Source organism: Staphylococcus sp. HMSC071G07 (assembly GCF_001811435.1).
GTDB classification, from domain to species: domain Bacteria; phylum Bacillota; class Bacilli; order Staphylococcales; family Staphylococcaceae; genus Staphylococcus; species Staphylococcus pettenkoferi.
Map to the genome: position 1 here is coordinate 186,836 of NZ_KV804750.1, position 24,165 is coordinate 211,000.

25 protein-coding genes are annotated in these 24,165 nt (G+C 38.9%); 21 read left to right on the forward strand and 4 right to left on the reverse strand.

Annotated features, from left to right (window positions below; genetic code table 11):
* Positions 1 to 11 precede the first annotated feature (11 nt).
* The gene (gene gcvPA, locus HMPREF2802_RS00930) at positions 12 to 1,364 is read left to right on the forward strand and encodes an aminomethyl-transferring glycine dehydrogenase subunit GcvPA (protein ID WP_002472479.1); all 1,353 of its coding nucleotides are present in this window, start codon (positions 12 to 14) and stop codon (positions 1,362 to 1,364) included.
* A complete protein-coding gene (gcvPB, locus tag HMPREF2802_RS00935) occupies positions 1,351 to 2,829 on the forward strand; it encodes an aminomethyl-transferring glycine dehydrogenase subunit GcvPB (protein WP_002472495.1) in 1,479 nt (492 codons plus the stop codon). Before gcvPA ends, gcvPB begins: the two co-directional genes overlap by 14 nt.
* 65 nt (positions 2,830 to 2,894) lie before the next feature.
* Here gcvPB and HMPREF2802_RS00940 read toward each other — a convergent pair whose 3' ends face one another.
* Entirely contained in the window at positions 2,895 to 3,281 is a 387-nt protein-coding gene (locus HMPREF2802_RS00940; protein WP_049405247.1) for a rhodanese-like domain-containing protein, read from the reverse strand.
* A 144-nt stretch (positions 3,282 to 3,425) separates the two neighbouring features.
* Here HMPREF2802_RS00940 and HMPREF2802_RS00945 point away from each other — a divergent pair, with 144 nt between their 5' ends.
* Positions 3,426 to 4,256: a lipoate--protein ligase family protein gene (locus HMPREF2802_RS00945; protein WP_002472470.1), complete on the forward strand. Its 831-nt coding sequence runs from the start codon at positions 3,426 to 3,428 to the stop codon at positions 4,254 to 4,256.
* 54 nt (positions 4,257 to 4,310) lie between these two features.
* Here the strand turns inward: HMPREF2802_RS00945 and HMPREF2802_RS00950 are convergent, their stop codons facing one another.
* Both HMPREF2802_RS00950 and HMPREF2802_RS00955 read right to left on the reverse strand, forming a co-directional pair.
* The gene (locus HMPREF2802_RS00950) at positions 4,311 to 4,526 is read right to left on the reverse strand and encodes an SA1362 family protein (RefSeq protein WP_002472503.1); all 216 of its coding nucleotides are present in this window, start codon (positions 4,524 to 4,526) and stop codon (positions 4,311 to 4,313) included.
* Between the two features lie 44 nt (positions 4,527 to 4,570).
* Positions 4,571 to 5,149, reverse strand: coding sequence for a hypothetical protein (locus tag HMPREF2802_RS00955; protein WP_070502469.1), 579 nt, complete (start codon positions 5,147 to 5,149; stop codon positions 4,571 to 4,573).
* A gap of 108 nt (positions 5,150 to 5,257) precedes the next feature.
* Between HMPREF2802_RS00955 and HMPREF2802_RS00960 the strand changes: the two genes are divergently transcribed.
* From HMPREF2802_RS00960 to HMPREF2802_RS01035, 16 genes are all read left to right on the forward strand, one after another.
* Positions 5,258 to 6,316: a M24 family metallopeptidase gene (locus HMPREF2802_RS00960; RefSeq protein ID WP_070502470.1), complete on the forward strand. Its 1,059-nt coding sequence runs from the start codon at positions 5,258 to 5,260 to the stop codon at positions 6,314 to 6,316.
* Positions 6,317 to 6,343: 27 nt separating this feature from the next.
* The gene (efp, locus tag HMPREF2802_RS00965) at positions 6,344 to 6,907 is read left to right on the forward strand and encodes an elongation factor P (RefSeq protein ID WP_002472500.1); all 564 of its coding nucleotides are present in this window, start codon (positions 6,344 to 6,346) and stop codon (positions 6,905 to 6,907) included.
* Positions 6,908 to 7,209: 302 nt separating this feature from the next.
* A complete protein-coding gene (gene accB / locus HMPREF2802_RS00970; RefSeq protein WP_070502471.1) occupies positions 7,210 to 7,683 on the forward strand; it encodes an acetyl-CoA carboxylase biotin carboxyl carrier protein in 474 nt (157 codons plus the stop codon).
* 1 nt (position 7,684) lies between these two features.
* The gene (gene accC, locus HMPREF2802_RS00975) at positions 7,685 to 9,049 is read left to right on the forward strand and encodes an acetyl-CoA carboxylase biotin carboxylase subunit (protein WP_049410342.1); all 1,365 of its coding nucleotides are present in this window, start codon (positions 7,685 to 7,687) and stop codon (positions 9,047 to 9,049) included.
* Between the two features lie 33 nt (positions 9,050 to 9,082).
* Positions 9,083 to 9,475, forward strand: coding sequence for a transcription antitermination factor NusB (gene nusB, locus HMPREF2802_RS00980; RefSeq protein WP_002473162.1), 393 nt, complete (start codon positions 9,083 to 9,085; stop codon positions 9,473 to 9,475).
* Between the two features lie 14 nt (positions 9,476 to 9,489).
* Positions 9,490 to 10,827 carry an exodeoxyribonuclease VII large subunit gene (gene xseA / locus HMPREF2802_RS00985; protein WP_070502472.1) on the forward strand — a complete coding sequence of 446 codons (1,338 nt, stop codon included), beginning with the start codon at positions 9,490 to 9,492 and terminating at the stop codon, positions 10,825 to 10,827.
* Positions 10,820 to 11,059 (forward strand): exodeoxyribonuclease VII small subunit, encoded by a 240-nt coding sequence (locus HMPREF2802_RS00990; protein ID WP_070502608.1) that lies wholly within the window; start codon positions 10,820 to 10,822, stop codon positions 11,057 to 11,059. Before xseA ends, HMPREF2802_RS00990 begins: the two co-directional genes overlap by 8 nt.
* The gene (locus HMPREF2802_RS00995; RefSeq protein WP_102696079.1) at positions 11,040 to 11,918 is read left to right on the forward strand and encodes a polyprenyl synthetase family protein; all 879 of its coding nucleotides are present in this window, start codon (positions 11,040 to 11,042) and stop codon (positions 11,916 to 11,918) included. Before HMPREF2802_RS00990 ends, HMPREF2802_RS00995 begins: the two co-directional genes overlap by 20 nt.
* A gap of 344 nt (positions 11,919 to 12,262) precedes the next feature.
* Entirely contained in the window at positions 12,263 to 12,715 is a 453-nt protein-coding gene (ahrC, locus tag HMPREF2802_RS01000; protein WP_002473170.1) for a transcriptional regulator AhrC/ArgR, read from the forward strand.
* 20 nt (positions 12,716 to 12,735) lie between these two features.
* Positions 12,736 to 14,415, forward strand: a complete 1,680-nt coding sequence (gene recN / locus HMPREF2802_RS01005; RefSeq protein ID WP_070502473.1) for a DNA repair protein RecN — start codon at positions 12,736 to 12,738, stop codon at positions 14,413 to 14,415.
* A gap of 221 nt (positions 14,416 to 14,636) precedes the next feature.
* Positions 14,637 to 16,061 (forward strand): dihydrolipoyl dehydrogenase, encoded by a 1,425-nt coding sequence (lpdA, locus tag HMPREF2802_RS01010; protein WP_070502474.1) that lies wholly within the window; start codon positions 14,637 to 14,639, stop codon positions 16,059 to 16,061.
* Positions 16,062 to 16,076: 15 nt separating this feature from the next.
* On the forward strand, positions 16,077 to 17,072 hold the full coding sequence (locus HMPREF2802_RS01015) for a thiamine pyrophosphate-dependent dehydrogenase E1 component subunit alpha (protein WP_070502475.1): 996 nt from the start codon (positions 16,077 to 16,079) through the stop codon (positions 17,070 to 17,072).
* The gene (locus tag HMPREF2802_RS01020; RefSeq protein ID WP_049405232.1) at positions 17,069 to 18,052 is read left to right on the forward strand and encodes an alpha-ketoacid dehydrogenase subunit beta; all 984 of its coding nucleotides are present in this window, start codon (positions 17,069 to 17,071) and stop codon (positions 18,050 to 18,052) included. Before HMPREF2802_RS01015 ends, HMPREF2802_RS01020 begins: the two co-directional genes overlap by 4 nt.
* A 12-nt stretch (positions 18,053 to 18,064) precedes the next feature.
* Positions 18,065 to 19,378 carry a dihydrolipoamide acetyltransferase family protein gene (locus HMPREF2802_RS01025; RefSeq protein WP_070502476.1) on the forward strand — a complete coding sequence of 438 codons (1,314 nt, stop codon included), beginning with the start codon at positions 18,065 to 18,067 and terminating at the stop codon, positions 19,376 to 19,378.
* 76 nt (positions 19,379 to 19,454) lie between these two features.
* Positions 19,455 to 19,892 carry a bacilliredoxin BrxB gene (gene brxB / locus HMPREF2802_RS01030; protein WP_049405228.1) on the forward strand — a complete coding sequence of 146 codons (438 nt, stop codon included), beginning with the start codon at positions 19,455 to 19,457 and terminating at the stop codon, positions 19,890 to 19,892.
* Positions 19,893 to 19,904: 12 nt separating this feature from the next.
* Positions 19,905 to 20,900 (forward strand): aromatic acid exporter family protein, encoded by a 996-nt coding sequence (locus tag HMPREF2802_RS01035; RefSeq protein ID WP_070502477.1) that lies wholly within the window; start codon positions 19,905 to 19,907, stop codon positions 20,898 to 20,900.
* 146 nt (positions 20,901 to 21,046) lie between these two features.
* On the opposite strand, the gene prli42 is transcribed toward HMPREF2802_RS01035, so the two are convergent.
* Positions 21,047 to 21,145: a stressosome-associated protein Prli42 gene (gene prli42, locus HMPREF2802_RS12085; protein WP_151457907.1), complete on the reverse strand. Its 99-nt coding sequence runs from the start codon at positions 21,143 to 21,145 to the stop codon at positions 21,047 to 21,049.
* A 266-nt stretch (positions 21,146 to 21,411) separates the two neighbouring features.
* Here prli42 and HMPREF2802_RS01040 point away from each other — a divergent pair, with 266 nt between their 5' ends.
* Positions 21,412 to 22,536, forward strand: a complete 1,125-nt coding sequence (locus HMPREF2802_RS01040) for a M20/M25/M40 family metallo-hydrolase (protein WP_070502478.1) — start codon at positions 21,412 to 21,414, stop codon at positions 22,534 to 22,536.
* Between the two features lie 74 nt (positions 22,537 to 22,610).
* Positions 22,611 to 24,020, forward strand: coding sequence for an NADP-dependent phosphogluconate dehydrogenase (gene gndA, locus HMPREF2802_RS01045; protein ID WP_070502479.1), 1,410 nt, complete (start codon positions 22,611 to 22,613; stop codon positions 24,018 to 24,020).
* Positions 24,021 to 24,165: the final 145 nt, after the last annotated feature.

Genomic DNA, 24,165 nt, shown 5'->3' on the forward strand with positions numbered 1-24,165 from the left:
GGGTGTAAATCTTGAGTCATCGTTATATTCCATTAACTGAGAAAGATCGTAAAGAAATGTTAGATACTATAGGTGCTGAGTCCATTCAAGACTTATATGGAGATGTACCTAAAGAAGTATTACTTGGCAGAGAGTTAAACATTCCAGATGCAGAACCAGAAACAAGCTTAATGAAACGTTTAACTCGTATTTCAAATAAAAACATTACTAAAGAAACACACGCTTCATTCCTCGGAGCGGGCGTGTATGATCATTATGCTCCAGCAGTAGTAGATGCTATGATTTCAAGATCTGAATTCTATACTGCTTATACACCATACCAACCTGAAATTTCTCAAGGTGAACTACAAGCTATTTTTGAATTCCAAACATTAATCTGTGAACTCACAGATATGGATATTGCTAACTCATCTATGTATGATGGTATGACTAGCTTTGCAGAAGCTTGTATCCTTGCTTTTAACCAAACTAAGAAGAATAAGATTGTCGTATCTAAAGGTTTACATTACCAAGCACTTCAAGTACTCCACACTTACGTTAAAGTAAGAGACGAGTTCGAAATTGAAGAAGTAGACTTAGATGGTACAATCACTGACCTCGACAAACTTGAAGCAGCTGTAGACGACAACACAGCAGCAGTTGCCGTTCAATATCCAAACTTCTACGGTTCAGTTGAAGATTTAGAAAAAATCCATTCATTCATTGAAGATAAAAAAGCATTATTCATCGTTTATGCAAACCCATTAGCTCTAGGATTACTTACTCCTCCAGGTAGCTTTGGTGCTGATATCGTTGTAGGTGACACACAACCATTCGGTATTCCAGCTCAATTCGGTGGACCACACTGTGGTTACTTCGCGACAACTAAAAAATTAATGCGTAAAACACCTGGTCGTTTAGTAGGTCAAACTGAAGACGAAGACGGTAACCGTGGTTTCGTATTAACTTTACAAGCTCGCGAACAACATATTCGTCGTGACAAAGCGACTTCTAATATCTGTTCTAACCAAGCACTTAATGCACTTGCTTCATCCATCTGCATGTCTGCATTAGGTAAGCAAGGTATGTACGACATTGCTTTAAGAAACTTCGAAAATGCGAATTACGCGAAAAATCAATTCAAAGAAGCAGGCTTTGAGGTTTCTGAAGCACCAAGTTATAACGAATTCGTAGTTAAATTTGATCAACCTATTTCTGAAATCAACAAAGCGTTAGTTGATGAAGGATTCATCGGCGGTTTCGATTTAGGTGAAGCAAGTTCAGACTTCACTAATCACATGCTCGTTGCCGTGACTGAATTACGCACTAAAGATGAAATCGATTCATTCGTGAAGAAAGCAGGTGAGTTAAATGGTAGTAAGTAAATCTAGCCCTCTAATCTTTGAACGTTCTAGAGAAGGACGTTATGCATATTCTTTACCTCAGAAAGAAGTTGAATCTCAATCAGTAAATGATGTTTTCGATGAGAAGTTTATTCGTAAAGAGAAAGCAGAACTTCCTGAGGTTGCCGAATTAGACCTTGTACGTCATTACACAGAGCTATCAAATAAAAACTTCGGTGTAGACTCTGGTTTCTATCCACTTGGCTCTTGTACGATGAAATACAATCCTAAAATTAATGAAAAAGTAGCGCGTTTAGGCGGCTTCGCTGAGGCACATCCATTACAAGATGAATCACAAGTTCAAGGTTCACTTGAAATCATTCATAGCCTACAAGAAGAACTTAAAGAAATTACAGGTATGGACGAAGTTACACTGCAACCAGCAGCTGGTGCTCACGGTGAATGGACAGCATTAATGATCTTCAAAGCTTACCATCAAAAAAATGGTCAAGGTCACAGAAACGAAGTCATTGTTCCTGACTCAGCACACGGTACAAACCCAGCTTCAGCAGCATTTGCTGGATTCAAAGCTGTCACTGTTAAGTCTAACGAACGCGGTGAAGTAGATATCGAAGACTTAAAACGCGTTGTTAACGAGAATACTGCTGCTATTATGTTGACTAACCCTAATACGTTAGGTATCTTCGAGAAAAATATCATGGAAATCCGTGAAATTGTCCACGAAGCAGGCGGCTTACTTTACTATGATGGTGCCAACCTCAACGCAATTATGGATAAAGTACGTCCAGGAGACATGGGCTTCGATGCTGTACACTTGAACTTGCATAAGACATTTACAGGCCCTCACGGTGGTGGCGGTCCAGGTTCAGGTCCAGTAGGTGTTGTTAAAGAATTAGCAAGCTATCTACCAAAACCACTTGTAGTTAAAGATGGAGATCACTACCGTTACGAAAACGAAATTGAAAATTCAATTGGTCGAGTGAAACCATTCTATGGTAACTTCGGTATTTACCTAAGAGCGTACACTTATATTCGCACAATGGGTAACAAAGGGTTACAAGAAGTTTCAGAAGCAGCTGTGCTTAACGCTAACTATATTAAAGCACGCCTTAAAGATGAATTTGATATTCCATTCGAACAATACTGTAAACACGAATTTGTTCTCAGCGGTTCAAAACAAAAAGAACACGGTGTGCGTACACTCGATATGGCAAAACGCTTGTTAGATTTCGGTGTACATCCACCTACAATTTACTTCCCACTCAATGTGGATGAAGGTATGATGATTGAGCCTACAGAAACTGAATCTAAAGAAACATTAGATTACTTCTGTGACGCGCTCATCCAAATTTCAGAAGAAGCGAAAAATGATCCAGACAAAGTACTTGAAGCGCCACATCATACAATCATTGATCGCTTAGATGAAACGAAAGCTGCACGTAAACCGGTATTAAAATTTGACGGTTTACACGCTGAAAAAGAATAACTCTGAAATCACTATTTTAGGCATTAAAAAAGCAATCCTCTTCAGGATTGCTTTTTTTCAATACATTATTTTTTAGATTTGATTTTGCCTGTCCACTTTTTATAGCCGCCTTTAAGCATGTAAATGTCTTTATAGCCGTTCTTCTTCAAGATTCTCGCGGCACGATAAGCTGCGACACCATTTGCATCGGCTAAGTAAATAGGCTGGTCCTTTCTCAAACCTTGGAATCTTTGTTTAAACATCGTAATTGGGATATTACGTGCGCCGTTAATATGTCCATAATCATAGTCCACTTTCTCACGCACATCGATGACTTGCGCTTTACGTAAACCTTTATGGAACTCATTCTGATCTAATTCAGTCACAGCACGTTTGTTCCAAATCATTTGTATAACCATGTATAAAATGATGATGACGATGATGATTAACGCAATGTATACAAAGTTACTCATCTTGCATCCTCCCTCATAAATCGCTATTATATATTATAAGACTGTGAATGCAATTTATCAAAATTTTTATTGCATTTTAACGTTGTCGGGCATACTTTAAATCAATTAGAGTCATGCTAATTATATTGGTTAGGGGTTTTAATTGTGGTAGAAACTTGGAATTTCATCAATACAGGTAGTCGTGATCCATACTACAATATGGCAATGGACGAAGCGTTGTTAAACTTTGTGTCTCGTGGAGAAATCGATCCAGTTATTCGCTTCTACACTTGGGACCCTCCCACATTATCTGTAGGTTATTTTCAACGTTTAGAGAAAGAAATTGATATCGATAAAGTTAAAGAGAAAGGATATGGACTTGTCAGACGCCCAACTGGGGGAAGAGGCGTACTACATGACAAGGAACTGACTTATGCCGTTATCGTACCAGAAGATCATCCTGACATGCCGCGTACAGTGACTGAAGCTTACAAGGTTATTTCTCAAGGATTGCTCGAAGGTTTTAGAAGCCTCGGCTTTGATGCTCACTTCTCTGTCCCACGTTCGGAAGAGGAGCGTGCTAAATTACGACAACCTCGTAGTGCCGTTTGTTTCGACGCACCAAGTTGGTATGAGCTTGTAGTGGAAGGACGTAAGATCGCAGGGAGCGCGCAAGTACGTCAGAAAGGCGTAATTCTCCAACATGGTTCACTCTTACAAGATGTAGATATCGATGATTTATTCGACATGTTCAAGTTCAAGAATAGTCGTTTGAAAGATAAAATGAAAAAAGCATTTCTTGATAAAGCCGTAGCTATGAATGATATTTCTGATGAGCACATCACTTTGGAACAAATGGAAGATGCTTTTGCTACTGGTTTTAAAAAAGGTTTAAACATCGACTTTAAACCACTCCAACTGACTGAAGCTCAAGAACAAGAAGTCCAAGAAATTGCTGAAAAATATAAATCTGACGATTGGATGTATCGTAAATAAAAGTAAAACCTTCTGAAGTTGCCAAATGACTTCAGAAGGTTTTTTAACTTCTATTTAATGTCTGTTGCGTCGTTTATATTTACGTTGCGCACGTTTATACTTTCGTTGATCTTCTGTAAGGAAGAAGAAGTAATAAATTAAATAGATAATCACTCCGATAATCGCTAGCGTAATCAATGATCGAATGATGCTATAGAAGAAAACATCAAAATTCATAATTAATCCGAATGCAGCGATGATGATGACAATGTAGAATAATACATTTCTCAAAAATGAACACTCCTATAATACTTAGAAACTGATTTAGCTTGTAATTATTGATCTAACTTAATTTGTGATAATTTCTTTTGGCCACTGGAGATTTTCTTTTTATCTTTTTTACTATAGCCGTCTTGAATATCATCAAAAGCTTTAGTTAAATCTTTATGTAACTTAGAAATTGATTTATCTTTTTTCTTATCGTCGGCAGACATATCATCTTTATTTAGGTTCTCAGTGTAGTGATCACGCGCTTGGTCTAAATCTTCAACCATACCATTGATTTTCGATTCTACCTTCGAACTATGTTTATTTGCCTCAATGTCTTTTTTCTGGTCGTGGTATTCGTTTAACACGTCAGTGACATCTTTATAATATTGAGAGGAAGTCTTATAGTTAGAAACCTTCTTATGATTCGACTTCGCTTGCTTCATATTGCTTTTATCTTTCTGCAAAGCTTTAATCTTCTCTTCATGTTGAGATCTTGACTGTTGTAATTCTTGAATCTCTAACTTCATTTTATGATTTTTATCACGTAAATCTGTTGTTTTCTTTTCGAGTTGCGTTAAATTCTGGCTTCCACAACCTACTAATAAAGTAGAAGCACATAGTACAGCAATTAATTTCTTCTTCATTATTTTGCTCCTATAAAAAATCAATAACTATTCATTTTAAACCTAATTATGCTATCATTTTAAGGTATAAGCAGGAAAAGTACAAACTTAAAGGACGGGGGAATGATCATGGATAGACTAGAACAAGTGAAGCAATTATTGAGCGACAAACACTTAGATGCGCTCGTTGTACTGTCAGATTTCAATCGTCGGTATTTATCTCAATTTACAGGTACGAGCGGGGCATTGATTATCACGCCAGAGAAGAGAATCTTGCTCACTGACTTTAGATATATGGATCAAGCTTCACAACAAGCTACCGAATTTAACGTCATTAATCAAGATGGAAACTTACTTGATGCAATTAAATCACATTTACAAGAGTTAAATGTCGAAAATGTAGGCTTTGAAGGGAATCTTGTCTCATATGATACGTATCTCAAACTCAGTAAAGCTCCAATTAGCTTAATTAGTGTTTCAGGTGCCATCGAAGAAATTCGTGAAGTCAAAACTGAAGATGAAATTCAAATTATTCAAAAAGCTGCTGAGATTGTCGATGAAGCATATGACTATATTCTAACGGTTACGAAAGCGGGCATGACGGAACATGACGTTAAAGCGAAACTTGAAAGTAAGATGCTTGAACTCGGGGCTGAAGACACATCGTTCGATACGATTGTCGCATCAGGCTATCGTGGTGCTATGCCACATGGTGTCGCAAGTGACAAAGTCATTGAAGATGGTGACTTAATCACTTTAGATTACGGTGCTTACTACAAAGGTTATGCTTCAGATATTACACGTACATTTGCTGTAGGAGAACCTGATGATAAACTTAAAGAGATTCATCAAATCGTGCTTGACGCTAATCTTAAAGCGATTGAAGCAGCCAAACCAGGTATGAAAGCGAGCGAACTCGACGCAGTAGCCAGAGACTATATCAGTGAGAAAGGCTACGGAGACTATTTCGGTCATTCCCTAGGTCATGGTATTGGTTTAGATGTTCATGAAGGGCCAGCGCTTTCACGTCGCAGTGATAGCACGCTTAAAGTGAATCAATGTGTTACAATAGAGCCTGGTATTTATCTCGAAGGTTTAGGTGGCGTTCGTATTGAGGATGATATCTTAATCACTGAAAATGGTTGTGAACGCTTTACTAAATCATCGAAAGACCTTATTATTTTATAATGAAAGCGTTAATGAGGAGGAAACTGAATGATTTCGGTTAATGATTTTAAGACAGGATTAACTATTTCTGTAGACAATGGAATTTGGAAAGTTGTCGATTTCCAACACGTGAAACCAGGTAAAGGTTCTGCCTTTGTACGCTCTAAATTACGTAACCTTAGAACAGGTGCGATTCAAGAGAAGACATTTAGAGCGGGTGAGAAAGTAGAACAAGCGATGATTGAGAATCGCCGCATGCAATATTTATATGCTGATGGTGACACTCATGTCTTCATGGACAATGAAACATTCGAACAAGTAGAACTTCCTGGCGATTACTTACAAGAAGAATTGAAATTCTTAAAAGCAAATATGGACGTTCAAATTCAAAGTTACGAAGGTGAAATTATCGGAATCGAGCTTCCGAAAACAGTTGAACTTGAAGTAACAGAAACTGAACCAGGTATTAAAGGGGATACTGCTACAGGTGCTACTAAATCTGCAACTGTTGAAACAGGTTACACTTTAAACGTGCCATTATTCGTTAACGAGGGCGACGTACTTGTCATCAACACTAGCGATGGTAGTTATGCATCACGCGCGAATACATGATGCCGAATAAGCTCACGTATAAAGCATTCTAATTATTTTTGTAAGCGCATCATAATTCATATAGTCACAGGTCCAAGCACGCATCATTGTGTGTCTGGGCCTTATATTTTTGTCGTGTTTGCAACCTTAATATCACCCGTACTGAGGCAGTGTGATAATCCATCAAGACGGAAACAAACTCATTTTTTACAAATTCTATTTCATTTGAATAAAACTAAAGACGTATACATAGACTTGAATTGAATATTCCACTCAAGTAAAATAGAATAGATAGATGAAATCAAACTGAAGGAGTCAGTAGTATGAATTTTAAAGAAATAAAAGAACTTATCGATATACTTGATCAATCAAGTTTAACTGAGATTAATATAGAAGATAAAACAAATGTTGTTAATTTAAAGAAAGAAAAAGAAACTGAAATTATTACTCCTCAAATTAGTTCACAACAACCCGTACAACAGTATGCTGCACCATCAGAGGCACCTGCTCAACCAGCACCTAGTGCGCAAGATAGTGAAGCGTCTGCTCAAGCAGATGACGATGCTCAAACAATTACAGCACCAATGGTAGGTACATTCTATAAATCACCATCACCAGAAGAGAACCCCTACGTACAAGTAGGTGACAAAGTGTCTAATGATACAACAGTTTGTATCCTAGAAGCGATGAAACTATTCAACGAAATCCAAGCAGAAATCTCTGGGGAAATCACAGAAATCTTAGTCGAGGACGGCCAAATGGTAGAGTATGGCCAGCCGTTATTCAAGGTGAAGTAAGATGAAGAAGATATTAATTGCTAACCGCGGAGAAATTGCGGTACGCATTATTCGTGCATGTCAAGAGCTAGGATTACAGACGGTTGCTATATACTCAGAAGGCGACAAAGATGCTTTACATACTCAAATTGCAGACGAAGCATATTGCGTCGGACCTACGCAATCTAAAGATTCCTACTTGAACATACCTAATATACTTTCTATCGCTACCTCTACAGGTTGCGACGGTATCCACCCAGGTTACGGCTTTTTAGCTGAAAATGGAGATTTCGCTGAGCTATGTGAAGCGTGCCAACTTCAGTTTATTGGACCAAGTTACGAATCTATTCAGAAGATGGGTATCAAAGATGTGGCTAAAGAAGAAATGAAACGTGCTAATGTTCCCGTTGTACCTGGTAGCGAAGGTCTCGTTGAAACAATTGATGACGCGAAAGACTTAGTCAAAGAGATTGGCTATCCAGTGATCATCAAAGCGACTGCTGGCGGTGGCGGTAAAGGAATCCGCGTAGCTCGCAACGAGAAAGAGTTGGAAAACGGCTTTAAGATGACACAACAAGAAGCCGAAACTGCTTTCGGTAATGGCGGCTTATATTTAGAGAAGTTCATCGAGAATTTCAGACATATTGAAATTCAAATCATGGGTGATAAGCACGGTAACATCGTCCATCTCGGCGAAAGAGATTGTACGATTCAACGCCGTATGCAAAAACTCGTTGAAGAAGCACCATCCCCAATTCTCAGCGAAGAGAAACGTGTTGAGATGGGTAATGCAGCTATTCGTGCAGCACAGGCAGTTAATTATGAGAATGCAGGAACTATCGAGTTTATCTATGATTTAGATACGGATGATTTCTACTTTATGGAAATGAACACGCGTATCCAAGTTGAACACCCAGTTACAGAAATGATTACAGGTGTGGATTTAGTGAAGCTACAGCTGAAAGTTGCAATGGGAGAAGCGATTCCATTTAAGCAGGAAGATGTCACTATCAATGGACACGCCATGGAATTTCGTATTAATGCTGAGAATCCATACAAGAATTTCATGCCTTCACCAGGTAAGATTACGCAATATCTTGCGCCAGGAGGATTCGGTGTACGTGTAGAATCAGCATGTTATACCAATTACACGATTCCACCATATTACGATTCAATGGTTGGTAAATTAATCGTGCACCAACCGACGAGAGATGATGCCATTATGTCTGGTTTACGTGCGTTAAGCGAATATCTCGTATTAGGCATTGATACAACAATTCCTTTCCATATGAATCTCTTATCGAATGACATCTTTAGAAGTGGGGAATTTAACACGAAATTCTTAGAGAAATACAATATTATGGATGATGACACTGAACATTCATAAGTAGATAAAAAATACATTTTGAAGGAGTTTATCATGAGTCGTAGAGAATCTAGAACACAAGCTTTTCAAACTCTATTTCAATTAGAAGTTAAAAATAATGACTTATCTATAGCTGAAGCTGTGAATTTCATTAAAGATGATAAAGACGAAGATGATATTGATTTAGATTTTATCAACTGGCTCGTTACAGGAGTGAAAGATCACGAGAGTGTCTTAGATGAGAAGATTGCACCTTATTTACAAGACTGGACGCTCGATCGTTTGCTTAAAACAGATCGTATTATCCTACGTATGGCGACATTTGAACTTATGAATGGCGATACGCCTGAAAAAGTCGTGATTAACGAAGCTGTTGAATTGACTAAACAATTCAGTGATGACAATCATCATAAATTTATTAACGGGGTCTTAAGTAATATTAAATAAAGCGTGGTGGCGGTATGACAGATTATCTCAGCGTTTCTGCTTTAACTAAATATATTAAGTACAAGTTTGATCAAGATCCACATCTTCAAACTATCTTAATTAAAGGTGAATTATCCAATTTTAAAAAGCATACGAGTGGTCACCTCTACTTTAATGTCAAAGACGACAATAGTGTCATCAACGCGACGATGTTTAGAGGTAACGCGTCTAAACTTGGCTTTACACCTAAAGAAGGTGACGAAGTACTGATCGAAGCACGTGTATCGGTATTTGAGAAAAGAGGGAATTATCAACTTTACGTCAATAAGATGCAGCTAGATGGCATTGGTATTCTGTATCAAAGACTAGCTGAGCTGAAAGAGAAGTTACGTAAAGAAGGCTTGTTTGATGATATCAATAAAAAGCCAATACCACAGTTTCCTTCAAGCATAGCAATACTCACTGCAAGTACAGGTGCAGCCATTCGAGATATTCATTCGACATTAAACAGCCGCTATCCGTTAGTGAAACAAGAGTATATCAGTACGTTAGTACAAGGAAAGCAAGCGAAAGATGATATCGTGGCCAAGATTGAACAAGCAGATCAACTCGGTGTAGATGTGATTATCCTTGGTCGTGGCGGAGGTTCAATTGAAGATCTATGGAACTTTAATGAAGAAGAGGTTGCACGTGCAATCTATAATTGCCAAACACCGATTATTTCTGCAGTAGGTCATGAATCGGACTATACCATTAGCGATCTAGTCGCGGATGTCCGAGCCGCTACACCTACACATGCTGCCGTACTAGCTACGCCAGATCAGTTTGAACTGATGCAACAACTCAAACAAGTACAATTATCTATGACGCGTCAGATACAGCAAATCATTAAACAACAACGTAAGCGCTTAGATTATTTAGCATCTTATTATAAATTTAAGACGCCATCTTTACTTTACGATCAACAAATTCAAGGTCGTGATGAGTTAGAAAAGCAATTAAATCTTAATTTAAAAATGCAATTGACACAGGCAAGACAAGATTTACGTTTGCTTGCTCAAAAATTTAATTTGCGTTATCTATTGAACGACATTAAACAATATCAAAGTCATGCAGCGCGTTATCAACAAGTACTCGTTCAACGCTTGCGACAGATGTTATCTCATAACGAAACGCAACTCAAGAATAAAGTAGAATTGCTCAATAACTTGAGTCCAACTAACGTCATGTTACGGGGTTACTCTATCATTAGTAAAGATGATCAAGTCGTAACAAGTGTGGATCAAATTAGTAAAGGCGATCAGTTGAATTTAGCTATGAAAGACGGAAATATTAAAGCTTCTGTAGAGAAAGTGGGTAAAAATGATGAGTGAAGAAAAGCAAAGTTTTGAAGAAATGATGAAAGAATTAGAAAGTATCGTCAATAAATTAGATAATGAGACGGTATCACTTGAAGAGTCTCTCGATTTATATCAACGTGGTATGAAGTTATCTGCATCTTGTAATGAAACTTTGAAAAACGCAGAAGAGAAAGTCAATGAACTTGTCAAAGACGAAGCGTCAGATAATGAAGGTGATAATAACAATGAATCAACAAATGACTGACTATATTAACCTCATTAACTCGCATCTTCAACAAGCAGTGAGTGATACGCACCTGAATACCGATTTAGAAGAAAGCATGCGTTACTCTCTCGACGCGGGTGGCAAACGTTTACGTCCACTATTGGTACTTTTAACACTTCATACGTTAAATGAAGACGTCTATCAAGGATTAGATACTGCCTTAGCGCTAGAGATGATCCATACGTACTCTCTTATTCATGACGATTTACCAGCAATGGACAATGATGATTATCGCCGTGGACAGCTTACTAACCATAAAGTTTATGGTGAATGGAAAGCGATTCTTGCTGGAGATGCGTTACTCACTAAGGCATTTGAAATCATCTCTACTGATTCTAAGTTAGCACCTGAGACAAAGGTTCAGCTCCTTGCACGACTATCCAAAGCGAGTGGACATCAAGGTATGGTAGGTGGCCAAGTGCTCGATATGGAAAGCGAGAATTCAGATATTGATTTAGAGACCTTGCAACAAATTCATCGTACTAAGACAGGTGCTTTATTGAATTTTGCAGTTATGGCTGCGGTTGATATTGCTCAACCTGCGACAGAAATCGCGCATGCGTTAGAAGCTTACAGTGAACATCTCGGCTTAATGTTTCAAATTAAAGACGACTTGTTAGACGTTTACGGAGACCAAGATAAGCTCGGTAAAGCAGTCGGTAGCGATGTGACCAATCATAAAAGTACTTATGTCTCTCTATTAGGAAAAGAAGGGGCAGAAGAAAAATTACAGCATGAAGCTGATAGTGCATATCGCAATTTAGAAACACTGCAACCTCAATACGATACGTCACATTTAAATGAAATTATTCAACTTTTTGTACAACGTGATCATTAATATGAAATTAGCGTTGATAAACCTAAGTTCCATTTGGGAGCAAGTTGGCTCTCATGGAACTTCTTTTATTGAGACATCAATCAAGTAGAGGTGACAATTTAAGTTCATCTAGTGCTTGTTGAAAGTTTATCCAAAGCTGTATTAAATAAACGAGAAAATCTCATCTATTAATTTATATACATGAATATACTTACAAAGTGTCCATAAATCAACCACAATAATTAATATTTATTATACTGTAGTCCACGCATATCACACTCTCAATCACTGATACATATAGTAGTGAAATGGGAAGCAATGTGTTAAAATCATTGTATAAATATTCGTTGATAGAGGTGTTATACATGGCGAAAAAGTCAGTCCGTCATATCAAGATACGTGAAATTATCTCTAATGAGAAGATTGAAACCCAAGATGAACTCGTTAAACGTTTAAACGAGTATGATTTAAATGTTACTCAAGCAACTGTATCCAGAGATATTAAAGAACTTCAACTCATCAAAGTACCTACGCCAGCAGGACAATATGTCTATAGCTTGCCGAACGACCGTAAATACCATCCTCTTGAGAAACTTGGTCGTTATTTAATGGATTCTTTCGTCAACATTGATGGCACTGAGAATCTCCTCGTCTTAAAGACTTTACCAGGCAATGCTCAATCCATAGGGGCTATCCTCGATCAAATTGATTGGGAAGAAGTACTCGGTACAATTTGTGGTGATGACACATGCTTAATCATTTGCCGTAACAAAGACGCGAGTGAGACAATCAAGACAAGAATCTTTAACTTACTATAAGCATAAGGAAGTGAACTTCAATGTTACAAACCTTATCTATTAAACAGTTTGCAATTATTGATACTTTAGAAATTCACCTCTCAGATGGCTTAACGGTGCTCAGTGGTGAAACGGGTGCGGGTAAGTCCATCATCATTGATGCAATTGGCCAGCTTATCGGGATGCGTGCGTCTTCTGATTACGTACGCCACGGCGAGAAGAAAGCGATTATCGAAGGTATATTCGACATAGACGAAAGTAAAGACGCTATCTCCATTCTCGAGGATATGTCTATCGATGTAGATGAGGATTTCTTATTAGTTAAGCGAGAGATTTTTAGCTCTGGTAAAAGTATTTGCCGTATCAATAACCAAGTCGTTACACTGGCAGATTTACGACGTGTCATGCAAGAATTACTCGATATCCATGGTCAGCATGAGACGCAAACATTATTGAAACAAAAATATCATCTACAATTATTAGATAATTATGCAGAAGGCCAATATGCCGATTTATTAGACAATTATACGTCAACATATGATAAATATATGGCTAAGAAGAAAGAACTATCCGAGTTAGAATCAGCCGATCAGGCTTTACTTCAACGACTCGATTTATTAAAGTTTCAAAATGATGAACTTAAAGAGGCACATCTTAGAGAAGATGAAGTCGAAGAGCTAGAAACGGATATCAACCGTATTAAGAACTCTGAGAATCTCAATATTGCATTGAATAATGCGCATCTTACACTAACAGACGAGCATGCTATTCCAGACCGTTTGTATGAGTTGAGCAACCAACTTGAGCGTGTCAATGAAATACTACCTGAGCAATATCAAACGCTCAAAGAAGAGGTTGATCAATTCTACTATACGTTGGAAGATGCAAAGCATCAACTCTATGACGAACTGACGAATACAGAGTTTGATGAACAATATTTAAACGAATTAGAATCACGCATGAACTTACTTAACAATTTGAAGCGTAAGTATGGTAAAGACGTTTCGGAACTCATTAAGTATCAAGCGAAAATTGAAAATGAAATTAATAAAATAGAGAATTACGAAGAAAGCACCTCTCAATTAAGAGAGGAAATCTCAAATTTATATCATCAAGTACTTGATATTGGTCAGAAGCTTTCTAAAGCGCGTCGTAAAGTAGCGCAAACGCTAAGAGAACATATCGTTGATGAAATTCAGAATCTGCAAATGAAAGATGCGAATTTAGAGATTTCATTCAAACCACTCGAACAACCGAATCGTGAAGGCATCGAGTTTGTAGAATTCTTAATTAGTCCAAACCGGGGCGAACCGTTAAAGAGTTTAAATAAAATCGCTTCAGGCGGCGAGCTTTCGCGTATCATGCTTGCCTTAAAAACAATCTTTGTGAAATCAAGAGGTCAAACAGCGATTCTCTTTGATGAAGTAGATTCAGGCGTTTCAGGCCAAGCTGCTCAGAAGATGGCTGAGAAGATGAGAGATTTAGCTGAGCATATCCAAGTTATTTGTATTTCACATCTGCCTCAAGTGGCAACGATGAGTGATCATCACTTACTCATCACGAAAGGCACGACAGAGGATGAGCGCACGACGACACACGTTGAAGAGCTTACCGGAGATGCTCGAATAGACGAAATTGCACGTATGATTTCAGGAGCTAATGTGACTGAACTCACACGTCAGAATGCGAAAGAAATGATTGAACATAATCAACGCGCATAAGCGATTCAAATCAACTGTGAGATAGGTTAGAACATCAATTGTAACTAACTTATTTCACAGTTGCTTAACGTTGTCTTAATAACTAATAACAATTATGAGTGATTATCTTTTTCTATTATGTTGCTTTAAGGTAAAATGTACTGTGGAATAACTTTTGAACAAACATTTTAACTTTAAATAATACCTCACACGCTTAAACCTGTATAGATTGGAGTAAAAATATGGCTGAAGAACAATATGATCTCGTCATACTAGGCGGCGGAACTGCGGGTTATGTCGCAGCGATTCGTGCATCACAATTAGGAAAGAAAGTAGCAATTGTGGAACGTTCTTTACTTGGCGGCACATGTCTACATCAAGGATGTATCCCTACAAAAGCATTGTTAAAATCTGCTGAAGTCGTACAGACTGTAGCTCAAGCTTCAGAATTTGGTGTGAACGTCGCATGTTTCGATTTCGATATTGCTGATATGATGAAACGTAAACAAGCGATCGTTGATCAAATGTATCAAGGTGTTCAGCATTTAATGAAACAGAATCACATTGATGTTTACAATGGTACAGGTCGTATCCTAGGACCATCCATCTTCTCTCCTCAGTGTGGTACGATTGCGGTTGAATTTGAAGATGGTGAGTCTACACTTATTCCTAACCAACATGTGCTGATTGCGACTGGCTCGCGTCCAGCAGAATTGCCATTTCTGCCTTTCAACCATCAAACCGTCTTATCTAGCGACGACGTATTACAACTCGAAACATTGCCACATTCTATAGTGATTATTGGTGGTGGTGTCATCGGTTTAGAATTTGCGTCTTTATTCAATGATTTGGGTGTCAATGTCTCTGTTATTGAAGCTGGGCCACGCATTTTACCTAACGAAAGTAAAAGGGTAGCGCAAACTTTACGTCGTTCGTTGACTCAAAAAGGTGTGACTTTCTATGAGAACACAGCCTTAAGTGAAGAAACGGTTTCCACTGATCATTCAAATGGCGTTACGCTACAACTTGGAGATACTGAGCAAAGCTTTGACAAATGTCTCGTAGCTATCGGACGTGTTCCAAATACAGATGATATCGGCTTGAATAATACGAAAGTGCAAACCAATCAACAGCAGCACATCCAGACGAACGCCTACCAACACACGGATGAAAGTCATATCTATGCAGCAGGCGATTGCATTGGACAGTTACAACTTGCTCATGTCGGTTCTAAGGAAGGCATCACTGCCGTAGATCATATGTTTGATGCAGGTACAATAGCAGTGGATTACAATCAAATGCCACGTTGTATTTATACCAATCCAGAAGTAGCATCTATAGGTTTGAGTGAAGAACAAGCGAAAGAACAGGGTTATGAAATTACTGTACAGAAAGTCCCATTCGCTGCAATTGGTAAAGCCGTGATTGATACGCCAGACAAAGATAAAGGATTCTGTGAAGTGGTCGTCGATAATGCAACTAATGATATATTAGGTCTCGCAATGATTGGACCTCATGTTACGGAATTGATTAACGAAGTCTCATTACTTCAATTTATGAACGGTTCTGCTTTGGAATTAGGCTTAACTACCCATGCCCATCCATCTCTATCTGAAGTGTTAATGGAACTGGGATTAAAGATTGAAGGACGTTCAATTCACGTTTAAGAAGGAGGAAATAAGATGATTGACTATAGAAGTGTCGGTCTGAACGAAGATGATTTGAAAACGATGTATAAATGGATGGATCTCGGCCGTAAGATAGATGAGCGCATGTGGTTGCTCAATCGCTCAGGTAAGATTCCATTCGTGATTAGTTGTCAGGGTCAAGAAGCTACCCAAATTGGCATGGCCTATGCAATGGAAGAAGGTGACATCTCCTCACCATACTACCGTGATTTAGCGTTCGTTACATACTTAGGTATGACACCATTAGATACGATGCTTTCTGCCTTTGCTAAAAAGGACGACATCAACTCTGGTGGTAAACAAATGCCATCTCATTTTAGTCAAAAATCATTAGGTATACTGTCACAAAGTTCACCGGTAGGAACGCAAATACTTCATGCGGTAGGTGCAGCTTTATCTTTAAAAATGGATAAAAAGCCTAACATCGCTATGAGTACAGTAGGTGAAGGAAGTTCTAACCAAGGTGACTTCCATGAAGGATTAAACTTCGCTGGTGTACATAACCTGCCATTTATTTGTGTTATTGAAAATAATAAATACGCCATCTCAGTTCCAGACAATTTACAATATGGCGCTGAAAAATTATCCGATCGAGCATTAGGATATGGTATGCATGGCGAACAAGTTGACGGCAATGATCCGATTGCGATGTATAAAGCGATGAAAGAAGCTCGTGAACGCGCGATTAATGGCGAAGGTGCGACACTTATAGAAGCAATGTGTACACGTATGACGCCACATTCCTCCGACGATGATGATAAATACCGTTCACAAGAAATTCGAGATGGTCTCAAAGATTTAGACTGTAATCTCCGTTTTAAAAACTACTTACTAGAACAAGGCATCATCGATCAAGACTGGTTAGATGCACTTGAGCAAGAGCACAAAGATATTGTAAACAAAGTAACGAAAGAAGCAGAACAAGCACCTTATCCAGATGCACAAGAGACTTACACGCATGTCTACGATGAAGGGAGCATAGAAGCATGACGAAATTATCATATTTAGAGGCCATCCACCAAGCGATGCATCAAGCGATGGAGAAAGACGACGATGTCTTCGTACTCGGTGAAGACGTAGGTAAAAAAGGTGGCGTCTTCGGTGTGACACTAGGGCTTCAAGAACGCTTTGGCATCGAACGTGTTATCGATACACCGCTCGCTGAATCTAATATTGTAGGTACCGCTATCGGCGCAGCTATGATGGGTAAACGTCCAGTCGCTGAAATTCAATTTGCTGAATATATCTTACCTGCCTCAAACCAAATTATTAGTGAAGCTGCTAAGATGCGTTACCGTTCAAATAACGGTTGGCAAGCACCCTTAACAATTCGTTCTCCATTTGGTGGCGGCATTCATGGTGCGCTTTATCATTCTCAAAGTATTGAAAGTGTCTTTGCTTCTACACCCGGACTGACAATTGTCATCCCATCGTCACCATATGATGCAAAGGGCTTGTTACTTGCTTCGATCGAATCAAATGATCCTGTATTGTATTTCGAGCACAAAAAAGCGTATCGCTTATTGAAAGAAGAAGTCCCTGAAGACTATTATACGGTTCCGTTATACCAAGCTGATGTGAAGAGAGAAGGCCATGATCTCACTGTCTTTACATACGGTTTATGTGTTAATTACAGTATCCAAGCAGCCGATGCACTTGCTGATGAGGGTATTGATGTGGAAGTCGTCGATTTACGTACGGTTTATCCACTTGATAAAGAAACGATTATTGAACGTGCGAAACGCACAGGCAAAATATTACTCATCACTGAAGACAATCTTGAGGGCAGTGTAATGTCAGAAGTCGCAGCCATTATTGCAGAGAACTGTCTCTTTGACTTAGATGCGCCAATCATGCGACTCGCTGGCCCTGATGTTCCGTCCATGCCTTTCTCACCACCACTAGAAGATGAGTTTATGATGAACCCTGATAAGATTAAGAATAAAATGCGTGAGTTAGCAGAATTCTAAGGAGGATGACCTATGGAACTTAAGATGCCGAAATTAGGTGAAAGTGTTCATGAAGGCACAATTGAACAATGGCTCGTCTCAGTAGGCGATACAGTAGAAGAATACGATCCCATCTGTGAGGTAATCACTGACAAGGTAACTGCCGAAGTACCGTCGACTCACGCGGGTACCATCCAATCGATTGATGTCGAAGAAGGTGAAACGGTCTCAGTAGGTTCAGTTATTTGTCATTTAGAGGTAGAAGGAGAAGAAGCTTCCAGTTCCGCTTCAACGGAGACTGAAGAAGAGCAAAGTGAAGCATCAGACGCTTCTTCACAAGATCGCGAAGACCTATCAGAACAAACTTCTATGACTTCATCTTCTGCGTCTCAAGCAACCACTTCTCAATCTCAAGCGACATCGCAACCGAAGAATAATGGGCGTTATTCTCCAGTTGTATTCCGTTTAGCTAGTGAACATGACATCGATTTATCACAAGTTGAAGGTACTGGATTTGAAGGTCGCGTGACAAAGAAAGATATTGAGAAAGCGATTCAAACCGGTAACAATAATGTGCATTCTGAACCTTCACAACAGTCACAAGCATCACCAGCTCAATCTTCACAAGAAACTGTTGCACCACAAGACGGAGATTCAACAATTCCAGTTGCTGGCGTGCGTAAACAGATTGCGAATAACATGGTTAGAAGTGCGACAGAAATTCCGCATGGTTGGATGATGGTCGAAGCTGATGCGACATCATTAGTCAATACACGTAATCACTATAAGGCTGATTTTAAAAAGAAAGAGGGTTATAACCTCACATACTTCGCGTTCTTTATCAAAGCTGTTGCAGAATCATTGAAAGAATATCCACTGCTCAATAGCAGTTGGCAAGGTGACGAAATCGTGGTGCATAAAGATATCAACATCTCTATTGCAGTGGCTGATGAGAATAAGCTTTACGTACCAGTGATTAAGCATGCAGATGAAAAATCGATTAAAGGTATTGCACGTGAAGTTAACGAACTCGCAACTAAGGCGCGTCAACAGAAATTAACAGCTGAAGATATGAGAGGCGGTACTTTCACAGTGAATAGCACAGGTACCTTTGGCTCAGTATCTTCAATGGGTATTATTAATCATCCACAGGCTGCGATCCTTCAAGTCGAATCGATTGTCAAAAAACCTGTCGTCATCGATGATATGATTGCGATTCGTCACATGGTCAATCTCTGTATTTCAATTGACCATCGTATTCTAGACGGACTACTTACAGGACGTTTCATGCAAGCAGTGAAAAAACGTGTAGAACAATATTCTATTGAACACACAAGCATCTATTAAGCAAACAGGTATATTGATGTTAGAGACAGAAATTAGTAGAATAAACGTAAGTATTCCAACGGAGGCTGATTAAAACATGGATTTAAACTTTGATCTATATATGAACGATGTAGTTGAACAAGCACGTAACGAAATCGAAGAAGCTGGTTACGAGCAACTCACTACTGCTGAAGAAGTTGATAATGTATTACAACAAGATGGTACGACACTTGTAATGGTAAACTCAGTATGTGGCTGTGCGGGCGGTATTGCGAGACCTGCTGCACAACATGCACTTCACTTTGACAAGTTACCTGACCGCTTAGTCAGTGTCTTTGCAGGTCAAGACAAAGAAGCAACGCAACGTGCTCGTGACTACTTTGAAGGTTATCCACCATCAAGTCCATCATTTGCACTTGTCAAAGATGGCGAAACAAAAGCAATGTTAGAACGTCATCAAATTGAAGGTCACGATATTATGGATGTAATTACGCAATTACAGAATTTATTCGATGAATATTGTGAAGAAAGATAGAGGTCGTCACTTATGTTAAGTTTAAATCCATATCGCATTGGATTTAGAACGATCAAGACGGCTGTCGGAATGGCACTAGGTATTATTATCGCCAAACTTATTGGTCTAGATAATTTTGCATCTAGTGCCATTTTAGTTGTCTTGTGCATTAAGCACACGAAAGTGCACTCATTGCAAGCTATCGTTTCTAGATTCATTTCCTGTCTGATCATATTGCTTATTGGTATGCTGGCGTTTAGTATTTTAGGTCAGCACGCACTCGTCGTCGGTTTAATCGTACTCTTGTTCATACCTTTAACAGTTGTGTTAAATGTCCAAGAGGGCGTCATAACAAGTTGCGTCATCCTTCTTCACGTCTTTAATGCTAAGTCCATCGATCTTCATTTATTTATCAACGAAGTGTTGCTCTTGTGCGTGGGTCTCGGAATTGCTTTTATTATGAACCTCATCATGCCAAGTTTAGATCACAACTTAAATCAGTATAAGAAGAAAGTTGAGAGTCAATTCCGTCATATCTTTACAACTTTCGGTCATTATCTACTTGCTGAAGATAAAAAATCTTCGATAAACGCTGTAGAAGAACATATCCAACACTTGAAGTTGACGATTAAGAAAGCGAAATCTTTAGCCTTTAGAGATGTTAAAAATCACTTCGTTCGTAATGAGAACTCTTATTATCATTACTTCGATATGCGTGAAGAACAACTTGATTTACTGACTCGTATTTATAGATTAGTTCAGCATATTGAAGGTCATGATGAAACAATTGAACAACTTGCTGGTTTGCTCAGTGAAGTTGGCGAGAATGTCAATAGCAACGACTATACTGTATTGCGTCTTCACTCCTTGTATGATATTCGTCTCAAGGTGCAAGAAGCGTCTTTACCGTCGACACATGCAGAACTTGAAACGCGTGCAAGTATTATGCAAATCCTCTACGAACTAGAAGAGTATTTGAATATTAAATCTCATTTTGGTTCTTTAAAAATGCACAGCGAAGTAAGTTAATGCGCAGAGGTTAAAATGTAAAAATAAATGGGTACCCCTTTATTCGATGAATTAAATAAAGAGAGATTCGTAAATCCTGAATACAACAAACGCCTTCCTAACTTCATGTAGTAACTGATCAAGTTAGGAAGGCGTCTTTATTATTATTAACGACCAACAAGTGGAACGAGACTTGTTAGCAACAACGCGAGTACTACTGCAACGAGCATCACGATGATAACTACTCGAAATACTTTATTATTCAATGTGGATCCTCCATCCCAATTTAATATTATATATCGTTATTATAACACGTTATAATGCTGGTTTCTTAATAATTTCAGTTTTTCAAATTCAAGTGGGTAAGAAATTTGATGCACACAGCGCTTCTTATTCGCCTTATTTTACGAAAACATTTTAACCTAAGGAAAAATTGTAGCGCATTTCAACAATCGTCATAATACTTCTGACCACATTTCAATGCTTCAATATTCTATACTAGAAGTATTAAGGGAAAAGGGGAGCGAAGACAATGATCAATGAACAACGTTTACTCGATACATTTCTAGAACTCGTACAAATCGACTCTGAAACAGGGCATGAAGCAACGATTCAACCTTTCTTAAAGTCTTTATTTGAATCTCTAGGACTTCAGGTTGTTGAAGATGAAGCAGGGCAACAAGAGGGACTTGGCGCCAATAATCTCATATGTACTTTAGCCTCAACTCAAGGTGAAGAAACAATAACCCCTATCTATTTCACGAGTCATATGGATACAGTCGTCCCAGGACGCCAAGTTCAACCTCAAGTCAAAGAAGATGGGTATATTTACTCAGATGGTACGACAATTCTTGGTGCTGACGATAAAGCTGGACTCGCTGCAATTATTGAATTGATTCGTACGTTGCAAGAGCAAGACATCGCTCACGGTCAGATACAGTTCGTCATTACAGTAGGCGAAGAATCAGGCTTACTTGGTGCACGTGCATTGAATCCAGAACTGTTAAACGCCAAATATGGGTTCGCTATCGATGCGAGTCAACCCGTAGGCACGACGGTTGTAGGTGCACCAACTCAGGTTAAAGTAGATGCGAAAGTTTACGGTGTCACAGCTCATGCAAGTACGCCAAATAAAGGTGTCAGTGCAATTAACATCGCGGCTAAAGCAATTAGTCGCATGAAATTAGGTCAAATTGACGATGTGACAACAGCTAATATCGGTCGTTTTGAAGGTGGTTCAGCAACGAACATTGTAGCGGATGAAGTTACAATTCATGCTGAAGCACGTTCTCATGATACAGCTAAGGTTGAAGCCCAAGTTCAACATATGAAAGAAACGTTTGAATCCACGGCAGAGCAACATGGCACATCAGCTCATGTTACGATTACCACGAGCTATCCAGGCTTCAAGATCGCAGAAGATGCAGAAGTCACTCAAATCGCACGTCAGAGTGCTGAAGCAATAAATTTTGAATCTCGGACAGTTATAGCTGGAGGTGGTTCAGATGGTAATATCATCAATGGCTTTGGCATACCAACTGTCATTCTAGGTGTAGGATACGAACATATTCATACTACCTCCGAACGTATCGCAATAGAGGAGTTAAATCGGCTTACTGCACAGTTGATAGAAATTGTGAAGATCGTCCGTCAATAAATTCATTAAGTGATGAATAAGCGGTAGTATGATACAATTATATCGAATATTTTAAGATAAGAGAGGTAAGTAACATGGCACAACAAATTGGTGTAGTAGGCTTAGCCGTAATGGGTAAGAACCTAGCTTGGAATATTGAATCTCGCGGCTATAGTGTATCTGTCTTTAACCGTTCTCCTGAAAAGACTGAACAAATGGTTAAAGAATCAGCAGGTAAACAAATCCATCCTACGTACTCTATTGAAGAGTTTGTACAATCTTTAGAAAAACCACGTAAAATATTATTAATGGTCAAAGCTGGTCCCGCTACAGATGCGACAATCGATAGTTTACTCCCACTACTCGATGACGATGACATCTTAATCGATGGCGGTAATACAAATTATCAAAACACAATTCGCCGTAACCGCAATCTCGCAGCGAGCGGTATTAACTTTATCGGAATGGGCGTTTCTGGTGGCGAAATCGGCGCTCTAACTGGTCCATCACTCATGCCTGGTGGTCAACAACAAGCTTACGAGAAAGTGAAACATATCTTAAGTGATATTTCTGCCAAAGCAGACGATGGCGCACCATGTGTTGCTTACATTGGTCCTAATGGTGCAGGTCATTATGTGAAGATGGTGCATAATGGTATTGAGTACGCAGACATGCAACTCATCGCTGAAAGTTATGTGATGATGAAAGACTTGCTCGGCATGTCACATGAAGCGATTTCTCAAACATTTAAAGAGTGGAACATGGGCGAGTTATCAAGCTACCTTATTGAAATTACAGGTAACATCTTTACTAAAATTGATGACGAAACGAACGAACCTTTAGTGGAAAAAATTATGGACACAGCTGGACAGAAAGGTACTGGTAAATGGACATCAATCAATGCACTTGAACTGGGTATTCCATTGACGATTATCACTGAATCTGTCTTTGCACGTTTCATTTCTTCGCTTAAAGAAGAACGCGTAAATGCTTCTAAACAATTAGAAGGTCCAGAAGCCGCATTCAATGGAGATAAAGAAGCCTTTTTAGAAAAAATTCGTAAAGCCTTATATATGAGTAAAATTTGTTCTTATGCGCAAGGTTTCGCTCAAATGCGTTGCGCAAGCATGGAAAATGAATGGAACCTTCAATTAGGTGAACTTGCAATGATTTGGAGAGAAGGTTGTATTATTCGTGCGCAATTTTTACAAAAAATCAAAGATGCGTATGATAAAGATGCAAACTTACAAAACCTCTTATTAGATCCTTATTTCAAAGATATCGTTACAAACTACCAAGGTGCTTTACGTGAAGTGGTTGGAACAGCAGTACAAAATGGTATTGCTACGCCAGGCTTCTCTGCAAGCATTAACTACTACGATAGTTACCGCTCAGAAGATTTACCTGCGAACTTGATTCAAGCGCAACGTGACTACTTCGGGGCACATACGTATGCACGTAAGGACATGGACGGCGTCTTCCACACTGAATGGGTAGACGAATAAGAAAGATAGCAGGGCAGTGAAATCAGGTTGGTTTCACTGTCTTTTTTGTAGGATGAGCACGCGTGTTGTGAATTTAAAATGGATATTTCACCGTTAGAACCTTGGGAAGTCGTAGCTCCGCATTTAAGTGATAGACATGAATCAT